This is a genomic window from Streptomyces sp. NPDC042638 (assembly GCF_040647235.1).
Classification (GTDB): domain Bacteria; phylum Actinomycetota; class Actinomycetes; order Streptomycetales; family Streptomycetaceae; genus Streptomyces; species Streptomyces rameus.
This window is the reverse complement of the sequence record NZ_JBEZBT010000039.1, coordinates 68,595-80,526: the sequence shown is the minus strand read 5'-3', so window position 1 is coordinate 80,526 and position 11,932 is coordinate 68,595. Positions and strand designations below refer to the sequence as shown.

The 11,932-nt window shown below is 70.3% G+C and carries 8 protein-coding genes and 6 pseudogenes; 8 read left to right on the top strand and 6 right to left on the bottom strand.

The genetic code is table 11. The features are described 5' to 3' along the window. Nucleotides 1–93: 93 nt before the first annotated feature. A pseudogene (locus AB0B40_RS26920) lies at nucleotides 94–609 on the top strand (XRE family transcriptional regulator); the annotation flags it as partial. 405 nt (nucleotides 610–1,014) lie between these two features. Here the strand turns inward: AB0B40_RS26920 and AB0B40_RS26915 are convergent. Next, nucleotides 1,015–1,835, bottom strand: a pseudogene (locus AB0B40_RS26915) (transposase). A gap of 366 nt (nucleotides 1,836–2,201) precedes the next feature. Then, nucleotides 2,202–2,615, bottom strand: coding sequence for a DUF4345 domain-containing protein (locus tag AB0B40_RS26910; RefSeq protein ID WP_362265996.1), 414 nt, complete (start codon nucleotides 2,613–2,615; stop codon nucleotides 2,202–2,204). 91 nt (nucleotides 2,616–2,706) lie between these two features. On the opposite strand from AB0B40_RS26910, the gene AB0B40_RS26905 reads away from it, so the two are divergent. Next, entirely contained in the window at nucleotides 2,707–3,360 is a 654-nt protein-coding gene (locus AB0B40_RS26905) for a TetR/AcrR family transcriptional regulator (RefSeq protein ID WP_362265994.1), read from the top strand. A gap of 227 nt (nucleotides 3,361–3,587) precedes the next feature. Then, nucleotides 3,588–3,781: pseudogene (locus AB0B40_RS26900) on the top strand (IS630 family transposase); the annotation flags it as partial. A 159-nt stretch (nucleotides 3,782–3,940) separates the two neighbouring features. Here the strand turns inward: AB0B40_RS26900 and AB0B40_RS26895 are convergent. After that, nucleotides 3,941–5,581, bottom strand: a complete 1,641-nt coding sequence (locus AB0B40_RS26895; protein ID WP_362265992.1) for a PLP-dependent aminotransferase family protein — start codon at nucleotides 5,579–5,581, stop codon at nucleotides 3,941–3,943. A 103-nt stretch (nucleotides 5,582–5,684) separates the two neighbouring features. Here AB0B40_RS26895 and AB0B40_RS26890 point away from each other — a divergent pair. From AB0B40_RS26890 to AB0B40_RS26875, 4 genes and pseudogenes are all read left to right on the top strand, one after another. After that, nucleotides 5,685–6,090: pseudogene (locus AB0B40_RS26890) on the top strand (aquaporin family protein); the annotation flags it as partial. Continuing rightward, nucleotides 6,087–6,506, top strand: coding sequence for an arsenate reductase ArsC (locus AB0B40_RS26885; RefSeq protein WP_362265990.1), 420 nt, complete (start codon nucleotides 6,087–6,089; stop codon nucleotides 6,504–6,506). The pseudogene AB0B40_RS26890 and the gene AB0B40_RS26885, both read left to right, overlap by 4 nt. A 32-nt stretch (nucleotides 6,507–6,538) precedes the next feature. Next, a complete protein-coding gene (locus tag AB0B40_RS26880; RefSeq protein WP_362266002.1) occupies nucleotides 6,539–7,012 on the top strand; it encodes an N-acetyltransferase family protein in 474 nt (157 codons plus the stop codon). 280 nt (nucleotides 7,013–7,292) lie between these two features. Further along, nucleotides 7,293–7,587, top strand: a pseudogene (locus AB0B40_RS26875) (ATP-binding protein); the annotation flags it as partial. Between the two features lie 334 nt (nucleotides 7,588–7,921). Here the strand turns inward: AB0B40_RS26875 and AB0B40_RS26870 are convergent. Beyond that, a complete protein-coding gene (locus tag AB0B40_RS26870) occupies nucleotides 7,922–8,827 on the bottom strand; it encodes a LysR family transcriptional regulator (protein WP_362265988.1) in 906 nt (301 codons plus the stop codon). 68 nt (nucleotides 8,828–8,895) lie between these two features. Here AB0B40_RS26870 and AB0B40_RS26865 point away from each other — a divergent pair, with 68 nt between their 5' ends. Continuing rightward, nucleotides 8,896–9,894 (top strand): EamA family transporter, encoded by a 999-nt coding sequence (locus tag AB0B40_RS26865; protein WP_362265986.1) that lies wholly within the window; start codon nucleotides 8,896–8,898, stop codon nucleotides 9,892–9,894. A gap of 23 nt (nucleotides 9,895–9,917) precedes the next feature. On the opposite strand, the pseudogene AB0B40_RS26860 reads toward AB0B40_RS26865, so the two are convergent. Continuing rightward, nucleotides 9,918–10,160: pseudogene (locus AB0B40_RS26860) on the bottom strand (Tn3 family transposase); the annotation flags it as partial. Nucleotides 10,161–11,005: 845 nt separating this feature from the next. Next, nucleotides 11,006–11,932 (bottom strand): ankyrin repeat domain-containing protein (locus tag AB0B40_RS26855; RefSeq protein WP_362265984.1); only part of this gene is annotated, 927 nt, incomplete at its 5' end.

The following is an 11,932-nucleotide window of genomic DNA, read 5'->3' as shown; positions in this document are numbered from 1 at the left end:
GAAACCCCAGGTCACACCCAACAACTGAGATCTCTACCGAACCCGGAACGGTTCAGGCGGCGACACCGTCCTCGACGAAGGCGAGTAAGCGCTCGCCAGCCGCCCAAGACCCTCCAGGCCCGCATCAACTTCCTCAACTTCCTGATCAAGCAGCTCAAGACGACCAAAGCAGTCGCCCAGGAGATCGGAGTCAACCAACGGTCGGTGTAGCGCTACCGCAAGGGCGAACGCAAGCACCCGCCCCAGGCGATCGCCGAACGGATCAACGCGGCCGTACGGGCGCGCTGGCAGCCCCAGGTCCGCAGATGCCGCCGGAAACAGGCCGCCACCACCGGCGGGATCTCGGTGGAGACACGGGCCCGGTTCGGCTACACCGCGCCCATCGGCACCACCGACGACGGACGCTTCCGCCGACTCACCGTCCACCTGCCCCCCACCTACGCACAGCGCCTCTTCAACGCCCGTGACGCCGGAGCCAGCGACCAGCAGATGCGCCAGATCATCGCCGAAGGACTCACAGACATCTACTTCCAGGACAGCGACAGCCGCGCCCTGGGACTCACGGACGTCACCCTCAACGACACCGACTACCTCGACCTCGACTACTGACCCCGGCAGCGACCGGGAAACCGGACCTGCCCGTGTGAGCCGAAGCAGGGTGTGTCAATTTAACGGCTGATCTTGGTTGTTGATGGTCAGTTGTTGCTCGGAGTCAGGCGGCCCTCGAAAGCGATCTGGAACGCGTTCAGGGGTGCTTTCCAGCGCATGGTCCACCGCTTGCGACCCTTCCCCGTCGGGTCCTGGTCTGTATCGCCTCCTTCTTCGGCCTCTGCAGTTGGCTGCCGGACAAGCTCTGAGCCACGGTTCGCCGTCATCGCCGTCTGCTGTCGGCGGCGGTTACGGGATGCAGGTGGCGATGCCTGCCGTCACCGACCACACACAGCAGGGCGCAGCCACGTTCGGACCCGGACCAGGACGCGGACCCGCGGCTCGGGTGCATGGAGCACGCCCGGACTATCGCCCTCGGCTGGTTCGGTGCCATCGCCCCGCACCCGGCGAGGCGGGGGCGAGCCGGTGCGCGCGCTGTGGCATTGGGCAAGCCACCCTCACGGCCGGCCAGTGGTTCGCTCGGGCCAGGGTCGTGGTGCAGCGGTGCACCGCCCACTCACAGCCAGCCAGCACGACCGGCAGGTCGTCCAAGGCAAAGGTCAGGTAGGCGACATCGTAGCCGGCATCCATCACTATCAGGATCTCGGGGTCGCCCGGCTGCCAGTGCCCGGCCTGCGTCAACTGCTCGCTAATATGGCGCAGTTGGGCGGCGGTCACGAGTGTCGCGTCGTCGGCGGGCCCCAGGCGCACGGCGTCCAGCAGCGCGACCCAGGAGGTGCGGCCCGACTCCAGGGCGGCGACGAAGGAGTACGGTCAGCCCGGCACGAGCTGGTCCGTCTTGCGGTCACCGCGTCCGTAGACGTGGCAGAACAGCCGGTCGTCGCTGGTCGGAGCATTGGGGCGGAGCCAGTTGCTCACGTCCACGGCCGGCACGATCCGGCCGTCGGCCGCCTTCGGCAGCGGCAGATCGGCCAGCGTGCGGCGAAAGCGCGCGGGTTCCAGCCAGCCGCGGTCCAAGCCGCATACAGCGCACCGTGCGCGCGCCGGTGCTCGACCGCCAGCGACAGCTCGACCAGGGTGTTCACCGGTCCGTCCGCGCACAGCACCGCGTCGGTGAGCTCGAAGAGCGCATCCGCGCGAGCGTAGAGGCATTCGTAGAACTCGACCCGAAAGCGGGACAACACATCCAAGGCCCCGCCCACGGGCGCATCGACAGACAGACACATACACAGCGGCCGTTCTCTTGCACTTCGTGACTCGACATCTCGAAGCGTGGAGCACGGCCGCCCCCGCTGTCCCGGAAAGAAGCGCAGATCAGCGGGTCGGGTGACCTGCGACGTTAAACGTCAAGGTTACGCCGAGGAAAGCGACTTCGAGATCGAGCGCCGCCCTGCTGGCGGGGCGGCCACACGCGGCCTGTGGCGGCCGGCTTCACCCAGTGCCGCAAGGCTTCCGGATGAATGCCGATCTCAGGCACCGGTGCCAAGGACTCCGATCGCTGACACCGGACCGCTGCCAGCGATCACCCGATTCCCCACCGGAAGCGTCGACTTCCCCGTCCAAGTGGCCGATCCGGGCGCGCTCAGGCACTTTCACCGCCCGGCAGGCGTGACTCCCACACCGCTGAGCAGGGTCCGCTCCTCTGCGTCGGCCAACCAGAAGAAGACCGGCGGCAGGCCGAGCTCGATCACCGCCAGTGCGATCTGAAACCACTGCGGCCAGCCATGCACGGCGAGCGAGAGCAGTCGGCCCGCGCCACCCAGCAGGAAAACGCCGGCCAGCCACCGCACCACTCGAGCCGGGATCGGATGCTGCCGCACGGCCCAGAGCCAAGCCAGCCCGTAGCCGGCGAACGCGGCGCCCATGAACCGGCCCCAGCTGTCGACCGTCGTACCGGCGGAAGCGGCACCGGGGATCGCCGCGTTGCCGAGTGCCACATGGAAGAGGCCGATCGCCACACAGGTCCAGCCCATCAGCTGTGCGAGTAGACGCAGAGTCCTGGCCATGATTCCTCCAAGCCGTCCTGAACGACGTCTAGTTGACATGCGTCTACTACGATGGGTGCACTAGTGGACCCATGTCAACTAAGCTCTGTGTATGTCTCCGCGCCGACGACTCAGCCCCGCCGACCGCCGCGCCCAGCTCCTCACCGTCGGCGCACGGCTCTTCGCCTCACACCCCTACGCCGATGTGCTGATGGAGGAAGTCGCCGAACAAGCCGGTGTTTCGCGGGCCCTGCTCTACCGTCACTTTCCCAGCAAACAAGCCCTCTTCGGAGCCGTCTACCAGCAGGCAGCGGACCAACTGCTCGCCGGAACACAGCTCGACCCCGACGCCCCCCTGGCGGAGCAGCTCATCCAGGGCATGGACGTCCATCTCGACTACTTCGTGGCGAACCGCAACGCCGTCCTCGCAGCGAACCGAGTCCTCGCGGGCGACCCGGTGATCCAGACGATCATGACGAACGAGCTGGACGCACTCCGTGCCCGACTGCTGGCCGTACTCCCACTCGCGGACGAGAGCGCCCACGAGGCAGTGTCCGATGTCCTGAAGAGCTGGCTTGTCTTCGTCCGGGTCCTCTGCGTCGACTGGCTTACCCACGGGACCTGTACCCGCACTCAGCTGCGCGACGTCTGCATCGGCGCAGTTCTCGGCGCCCTCCGGCCGCTGCTCGCCGAAGACCCTGCCCCCGACTGGCCGCCACAAGAATCCGGCGCGGCCGCCCAGGGCTGCCCGCCCCACAACACGTAGAGAGCCCGATGCGCCGCCAGCAGGCCGGGCTCGAAGGTCTGAATGGGGAGGCCGACGTTACAGGTGGGGAATGAGGTGGCGTTGCACCACGCTGACGCGGCGATCCCACTCGGCGACCCGGCAGTGGCGCCACATGTGTTGCACACGATAGCGTCGATCACACCGGCGCTGAGCTGCACGAAGTGCTCTCCGCTTGCCTCGCGCCACACGGTTACCCCCAGAGAAGGCGGCAGTGCACCGTCGCCAACTCCAACTACCGCAACCCCACCGTCCGGACGCGCGCCCTGCACGGCTACCTGCGCTGGCGGAACAAGAGCGCCCGCAATCCCGAGGTGCCGACCGTCCAACGGCTTGAGCGCGCCCGCATCCGTGGTGAGAAGGCATCCGCTGGGGCGGCCGAGCCGTCGCCCGAGCAGCCTGACGGTCAGGCAGACATCACGGACGAGCGGCTACCAGTAGACAAGGTAAGTCAGGATTCTCGCGATGGATAAGGTGACTGGCCAAGGTAACCCTATCCTTCCCTTCCCCTTGGCTTGTGCTTCACACCTGCCCGGAAGCACGACCACGCGGTTGACGGCCGTCACCGCGGAGCAGGTCGCCCACCACCTGGACGCCGACGGCCAGGGCGTGGTGACTCACGTTCCCGAAACCCAGGACGAGCCGGGCGGGCCGACGTGGTCGCCCCCGACGTACGGCACGTGCTCATGCCGTAGAGGCCGACAGACCGCTCCCGCGCCGCGGTGACGACTGCCCATTCGTCGGCGTTTGGGCCGAGGTGCGCGACCGCGTGGAAGCCCGCCGCCAGACCGGTCACCGCGACTCCCGGGGCGTGTGCGGCCAGCGCCTCCACCAGGGTGGTGCGCCGGGCCGCGTAGCGGGTACGCACCCGGCGCGGATGCCGGTCGTAGCGGCCGGACTCGATGAGCGTCGCCAGGGCGAGCTGGTCCAGCGTCGGGGAGCCGCGGTCGCTGAGGTGCTTGTGTTCTGCGACCAAAGCGTCGAGGCCTGGCGGGCACAGCAGCCAGCCGAGTCGCACCGCCGGCGCCAGAGACTTGCTGACCGTTCCACTGGAGATGACACGGTCCGGGGCGAGGCCCTGCAGGGTTCCGACCGGATCCCGGTCGTAGCGGAACTCAGCATCGTAGTCGTCCTCGATGATCACGGCGTCCCGGTGCACCGCCCAGTCGACCAGCGCCAGCCGACGCTCGGGAGCCAGCACGACCCCCGTGGGCCACTGGTGCGCCGGGGTGACCACCACCGCGCGGGCGTCGGTCGCGGCGAGTGCCTCGACGTCGATGCCCCGTTCGTCCACCGGAACCGACGCCATTCCCGCCCGTGCCACAGCGGAACGCGTCGTCGCGGGCGCACCCGGATCCTCGTATGCGACCGTACGTACCCCCGAGCGGGCCAGGGCGTGCAGCGCGAGACCGAGACCCTGGGCATATCCGGAGCAAACCACCATCCGCGCCGGATCAGCCACGCAGGCACGTACCCGCCGCAGATAGCCTGCCAGGACCTCGCGCAGCACCGCGCTGCCCCGGGCGTCCCCGTAGGCGAGCGCCGAGACGGAGGCGGACCGGGCGGACTCGCGCATGGCCAACAGCCAGTCGGCCATGGGGAAGGACCGCAGGTCGGGCACGCCCCACTGGAAGTCCGCCAGCAGGGCCGGCCGCATCGTGGCGCGCTTGACCGGCAGCTGCGGTACGGGTGTGTACACAGCGACCCTGGTGCCCGAGCCAGCACGGGTCACGAGGTAGCCCTGGGCCTGAAGCTGGGGGTAACACTCCTGCACCAGACCGCGGGACACACCGAGACCGCGGGCCAGAGAGCGGGAGGACGGGAGCCGCTCGCCACTGTGCAGTCGGCCGGCCCGGATCGCCTCTCGCAACCGACGCTCCACCTGCGAGCGGAGCGGCTCAGGGCTCTCCCGATCGGTCACCAGCAACAGATCCGGCGATGAACCGGGACCCTCGCCGCGGCGCTGGGGCGGGATCAGCGACACCGTCAGTGCCCCGCCCGCCACGACGGTGAACGCGAAGCCGAGACCGCGTGGCTGGGAGACGTCGAACGGGCCGATGAGGTCACACACGCACGCCTCGCCGCCCTCGTGCGAGGCGATCAGCGACAGCGTGCAGACCGGCCCGTATCCCGTGTGCGAGGCCAGCCGCGTCCCGAGCGGCAGCCCCACGAGGGACGGCACACCGGCCACGATGCCGGTCATGGCCAAGCATCTTGTTTCGACGGCTGTCGATACAGGCGACGTTGAGCACTGGATTAGATGGATGTCAACATAGAGGTATGTCGAAACAAGCTGGTCTGCCGGGCATGACCGCTTCGCCGGCCACCTGTGGCTGGCGGAGGCGGTCGCCACCGCCGGGCTGGTCTGGCTCATCTTCGGCCTGGCCCGCGCCGGCCGCGCGCACCTGACACCGGTCGCGGTCGCCTCCTACATCGGGGCGGCCTACTGGTTCACCTCCTCCACCTCCTTCGCCAACCCGGCGGTGACCATCGGCCGCGCGTTCACCGACACCTTCGCCGGGATCGCCCCCGCCTCCGTTGCCCCGTTCCTCGCCGCCCAGCTGGCCGGCTGCCGTCCTCGGACTGGCCCTGGTTGTGGCCTGCTTCGGCCGTCCGGCCCGCGCCAGCGGCGACGAGGTGGTCCTCCCGCACGGCGAGCAGCAGCCCGCCGACCCTGCCCGACCTGCTGAAGAAAGCGCCCTGGCCTCATGAGCACTCCCGCCGCCCCGTCCGTGCTGTTCGTCTGCGTGCACAACGCCGGCCGCTCCCAGATCGGCGCCGCCTTCCTCACCCACCTCGCCGGGGACAAGGTCCAGGTCCGCTCCGCCGGCTCCGCTCCCGCCGACGCCGTGAACCCGGCCGTGGTGGAGGCCATGCGCGAGGTCGGCATCGACATCTCCGCCGAGACCCCCAAGGTCCTCACGGTGGAGGCCGTGCAGTCCTCCGACGTCGTGATCACGATGGGCTGCGGGGACGCCTGCCCGTACTTCCCCGGTAAGCGGTACATGGACTGGAAGCTGGAGGACCCCGCCGGACAGGGCGTGGCGGCCGTCCGGCCGATCCGCGACGAGATCGAGCAGCGCATCCGCGGCCTGCTCGCCGAACTCGGCATCGAGGCGGCCAGGTGACCGCCGCTGCGACGGGCGTGCGCATCGCACCTATGGGACCCGAGCAGTCGGACCAGGTCCTGGAGATCTACCAACTCGGCGTCGACGAGGGCAACGCCACCTTCGAGACCGCCGCACCGACCTGGGAGGCGTTCGATGTCGCCAAGCTGACCGCGCACCGCCTGGTCGCCCTCGATGACGGCGCCCGGGTGCTGGGCTGGGCCGCCGTGGTCCCGGTCTCCGACCGGTGCGCGTACGCCGGCGTCGTCGAGCACTCCGTCTACGTCCACCCCGACGCCCGGGGCCGCGGCGTGGGCCTGGCGCTTTTGACCGCACTACTGGCCTCCACTGAAGCCGCAGGCATCTGGACCGTTCAGTCCGGGATCTTCCCGGAGAACATCGCCAGCCTCTCCCTGCACGCGCGTGCCGGCTTCCGCGTCATCGGCACCCGCGAGCGCATCGGCCGCCACCACGGCAAGTGGCGCGATGTCGTCCTCGTCGAGCGACGCAGCCCCACCATCACCTGACGCGCCAGAGCAGCGAGGCAGGACATGTCCTAGCCGCAGCGACATGGCCATCGTTCAGACCGGCGGTCCGCCGGGCCCGGGTGCGCCGTACCCGCCCACTACTGGCCAACTATCAATCGAGATGGCCATCTATCGGTCGTGGTCACATCAGCCGGGAGGGAGAGTTCTCCCCCGCCAGCGGCCGGACTCTGTCCACAGGGCCGCGAGCCGAGCATCGGTTCCGAGGCCGCCTCGATCAGTGGGGCGGCCCGTACGTGAGGAGCCGTCCATGTTTGGCGGCGAGCTGCACATCGTCGACCAGGGGCCCGGGATGAGCGAGATCGACCGCGAACGCGCCTTCGACCGCTTCTGGCGTGCCTCCGACTCCCACCACGACGGGACCGGCCTGGGCCTTCCCATCGTCCGCCACCTCGTCGACGCCTCCGGCGGCACCATTACCCGGCACCGGGCACCGGGCACCGGGCACCGGCCTGGACGTCGCCGTGCGGCTGCGCCCGGTGACCGGCCAGTCGTCGTACGGCGCTCGGGTACCTCGATCAGCCTCGTACGGCGGTCAGGTGCGGCCAACCAGGTAGGCGTTCCAGTCCCAGCCGGCACGCCGGGTCCACTGAAGTGCATTGGTGAGGCTGATGCCGAGCAGGGAGCTGGGGACGGACGGGGTTGGGTCCGCGGCGCGGGTGACCAGGGTGGAGTTGCGCAGGGGGACGACCGAGAGGCCGCAGCGTCGCAGCTTGGCGGTGAGGCAGTGGGCGGTGACGGGCTGGTCGGCGAGCTGGCCTAGAAAGAGCCAAGGCGCCCCGGACGGATGCTGCCGCGTGCGATGGCCGAGGCGGTCACGGCGTGCTCGGGCTGCTGGGCCAGGAACCGGAACGCCAGCGGTGGCAGGGCAGCGCGGCAGGCGGCTGCCGCTCATCTGCGGGAGCGGCGCGGGGCTTGGTGGTTTGTGCGGTAGAGGTCGATGGCGAGGGCGACGGCGGCGCGGGTGGCGGGGTGGGGGTCCTGTCGGCGCCAGATGAGGTGGACGGGGACGGGCTCTGCGTCGCGCAGGGGGCGGTAGGTGATGCCGGAGGGGCGGTACTGGGCTGCGGTGGCCTCAGGGGTGACGCCGACGCAGCGGCCGGAGGCGATGACGGCGAGCCAGTCGTCGATGTCGTGGACGTACTCGGTGGCGGGCCGTTCTGCCTCGGGCCACAGGTTCAAGGTGGTGGTGCCGGTGCGGCGGTCGATGGCGAGGGTGCGGGTGGCGACTTCGGCTAGGTGGATGCTGCGGCGGCGGGCCCAGGGGTCGTCGGAGGCGAGGGCCAGGTAACGGTCCTCGTGGCCGACGAAGGCATGTGCCCAGGGTTGGAGGTCGAGGGCGCTGCGGATGACCGCGAGGTCGCACAGTCCTTCGGCAAGCCCTCCGGTGGAGGAGTTGTGACGCACCAGCCGGAGCTCGATGTCGGGGTGGTCGTGGTGCCAGCGGCGCTGGAACTCGGTGGTGTGGCGCCCGAAGGCCGACCAGGCGTGACCGATGTGCAGGCGGCTGTGGCCGGAGGTGGCCTCGGCGACGAGTTCGTCCGCGCCGGCCAGCAGCAGACGGGCTCGGGCGAGGATCTGCACCCCCGCCATAGTGGGCTCGACCGTGCGACTGGTGCGGTGCAGCAGCCGCACTCCCAGGATCTTTTCCAGGGCGAGCAGGCTGCGGGAGACTGTGGCCTGGGAGACGCCCAGCTCCAGGGCCGCGTCCGTGAAGCTGCCGGTGTCGATGATGGCGAGCAGACAGCGCAGGTGCTTCAGCTCCAGCCTTGCACCGTTTTCTCCGCGCGTATCCATACGCTCAGCGTATCGATAGTCCGCTGGATGCATTTTGTGTATCACGATCGGAGGCGCACGGTGAGGAGATGAAGACCTCACAGAACCTCCCCGTCGACGCGGATACGCTGGGCCGGTGTGGGAGCCGCTCACTGACCGGCTCGCTCTCCGTGCGGCGCGGCTTCGCCTTCCTCGCCTTCGCCGGGATCGCCTGGGGAACTACCGGCGCGGCCGTGGAGGTCATCTACCGGACCAGCGGCCTGGGGCCCATGGCTATCTCGTTCTGGCGTTTCCTGGCCGGAGCGGAGCTGCTGCTACCGGCCTGGGCCCTGCGCCCGGCCCGCAAGGCGCCCCGCGCGCCGCAGCCTGCGAGGCGGCGTGTGCTGCTGCTGGCGGGCACCGGAGTCGGGCTGGCCGTCTTCCAGACCGCCTACTTCGCCGCCGTGCGGGACACCGGCCTGGCGGTGGGCACCATCGTCACGCTCGGTGCCGCACCGGTGTGCACGGCCGCCGGCGGGCGTCTGTTTCTGGGCGAGCGTATGGGCCGCGCCGGGGTACTGGCCGTCGCCGGCGCGCTGGCCGGGCTGACCGTGCTCGTACTGGGCAACCAGCCCGGTGTCGTCCACCCCGCGGGCGTGGCGATGGCGCTGCTGTCCGCCGCCGGTTACGCCGTCTCCAACCTGTTGGGCCGGTGGACCGGAAGGCACGGCACCGGCGAGGACGCCTTCACCCTCACCCTGCTCTCCTTCCTCATCGGCGCGGCCGTGATGCTGCCGCTGGCCGTCCACGAGGGCCTTGTCCCGCAGGGCGGGGACCTCACCGAGGCGGCGCTGCTGATGCTGTACATCGCCGCCGTCACCACGGCGCTCGCCTACCCGCTGTACTTCGCCGGCGTCGCCGTCCTCAGGGCTGCCACCGCGTCGGTGATGATGCTGCTCGAACCGGTCAGCGCCGCCGTCCTGGCCGTGCTGTTCCTTGACGAACAGCTCACCGCGGCCACCGTCGCGGGCACGGTGATCCTGCTCGGGGCGATCGCCGCCCTCGCTCTTGCCGAGTCCCGGCTGCAGGCCAAGCCCGTTGTTCCGTGAGGTGACGCAAAGCCCGTCGGGTGTCAGTTCTCGCCGTCTTCGTCTTCGTCGAGTTCCGGTACGTCCGGGTCACGCAGCGGGTGCAGGGCGCCGGCGGTGGGGGTGGAGGCGGTGAAGCTGTAGCGGCCGAGCAGGTTCAGGTTCTTGTGCTTGAGCGGGGAGAGCCGGGCGATGTCCTCGTCCCTGGTCTCGTGGCCCTCGGCACGTAGCTGGGCGACGGCGGCGTCGATGTACCGGGCCGTCCACACCACGATGGCGTTGAGGACGGGGGAGCAGGCGCTGCCGGTGGGCAGGTTCGCCGCCGCTCCTCCTTTGCCGGTCGCCGGGCTCGGCTCGGTCAACGGTTTGGTAAGCACCGAGACTCGGCCAGCGGGACCCTTCCGCTGCGAGGCAGGCAGCATCGTCCCGGGCGCTCCTCGCCTCGGTCAGCCGGTCCGGGGCGATACCCAGCGCGGTCAGCCGTAGGGGGGCTCACCGTGCCAGTCCAGCAGGCAGAGCACCTGCGGACCATGGGGCATAGGACTGACGCTGAAGACTGCGGCGCGCGCGGGATCGGGGTGACGCCAGGCCACGGCCGGAGGGGGCGGCTTAGCGCTGACGGGCTGATCGCATTGATCCCCGAGGCCGGATCAGGGCGTGAACGTCAACGGCATGCCTGTTTGTTGAGTCACGCATTCCGTCAGCGTGGCGTAGAGGAGGGTGGTGCGCGAGGTGAAGTTCGACTGCCAGTCTCGGCCCGCGGCCTCAGCCGACGATGCGTACCAAGGACTGTGACCAAGCGCTGACTGACTCTGCACGCACCCGGCGCCTTGCTGCTCAGCGGGTGGGTGCAGGAGGTGCCGACGGGCCGGCGTCCTCTGTGACCGACGGCTACGGAAAAAGACGCTCCTCAAAAGCGGTCACCCCGAATAGCAGAGCTATCATCGCCACGGGCATGAGCAGGGCAAACAGGATCACAGCACCTCCCGGAAGGTCGGTCTGTGGCACACGACGCGGAAGGCCCCCGGTTCGTTCACCACCCGCCCCGCCCCCGGTCCGTGCACGGCCCGCCGCACCCGGGGACGGCGGGCAGGCAGCCCGACGCGGGGGCGCCCTCCCAAGCGGTAACCGGTCAGTGCTGCCAGTAGTCGCGCTCGGGGAGTTCCACCCACAGGTCGGGGGGCCCGGTGAAGGGCCGCGGGTCGGCGGGGAAGAGGCCCGCGTGGGCGCAGCACTCGGCGATCGCGTGGGAGCCGTAGAGGTACGCGGTGAGGACCTCCTCGGGAGGCATACCGGCGCACGGGCCCCCGCCGGGGTGCAGGTCCCAGCCCTCGACGACACCGTCGCGCACGAGGCTGCCCTGGTTGCCGCTCTTGGGGTTGGCGTACATGCCGTAGCAGACGGTGCCGGAGGAGAGCAGGGCCTGTACGCCCGGCATCTGCGGCCCGTACCCCCAGGGCTGGGTGACGACGCAACCGCCCGGTACGGTCGTCACCCCGACGATGCGCAGGCTGTCGTCCGTGTCGACGCCGTACGGGTCCTCCAGCAGCTCGGCGAGCAGCCCGGCGTCCGGCGGCACCGCTGCCAGGCGCCGTACGGCCTCCTGCGCGTCGATGCCGGCCACGCAGGCCAGTCCCGTGCCGTCGTAGTAGCCGACGTCGGCCAGGGCGGCGATGCGGCGCCGGCCTTCCCGCGCCGCCGCGGACTCCGCCTCGCTGAGCCCCGGTTCGCCCCCGGGCAGCGGGAACAGGTCCGGTGTGGGCCCGGCCAGGCTCAGCCGCCCCGGTGACCAGCCGGCCAGCACCGGCCGCCACGGGTCGGCTCCCGCGGCGACGAGGACGCGTGCGATCTCCGGCCGGTGCCCGACCACCGCCTCCCACAACGCGGTCGTACCGTCCTCCAGGGCGTCGACGTCGGCGACGCGCCCGGCCAGCTCCGCGACGACCTCGGGCGAGCCGAACGCCACGGCCCGGTGCAGGGGCCGTTCCCCGCACGGCAGCGTCTCCGGATCGGCGCCCTGGTCGAGCCGTCGCCGGATGTCCCGGTGGTCCTGCCAGCC

Bases quoted from the DNA above. Each gene is read 5' to 3' on its own strand.
- AB0B40_RS26910 (WP_362265996.1), bottom strand. From the start codon at position 2,615: ATGGCCAGGACTCTGCGTCTACTCGCACAGCTGATGGGCTGGACCTGT.
- AB0B40_RS26905 (WP_362265994.1), top strand. From the start codon at position 2,707: ATGTCTCCGCGCCGACGACTCAGCCCCGCCGACCGCCGCGCCCAGCTC.
- AB0B40_RS26895 (WP_362265992.1), bottom strand. From the start codon at position 5,581: ATGACCGGCATCGTGGCCGGTGTGCCGTCCCTCGTGGGGCTGCCGCTC.
- AB0B40_RS26885 (WP_362265990.1), top strand. From the start codon at position 6,087: ATGAGCACTCCCGCCGCCCCGTCCGTGCTGTTCGTCTGCGTGCACAAC.
- AB0B40_RS26880 (WP_362266002.1), top strand. From the start codon at position 6,539: ATGGGACCCGAGCAGTCGGACCAGGTCCTGGAGATCTACCAACTCGGC.
- AB0B40_RS26870 (WP_362265988.1), bottom strand. From the start codon at position 8,827: ATGGATACGCGCGGAGAAAACGGTGCAAGGCTGGAGCTGAAGCACCTG.
- AB0B40_RS26865 (WP_362265986.1), top strand. From the start codon at position 8,896: ATGAAGACCTCACAGAACCTCCCCGTCGACGCGGATACGCTGGGCCGG.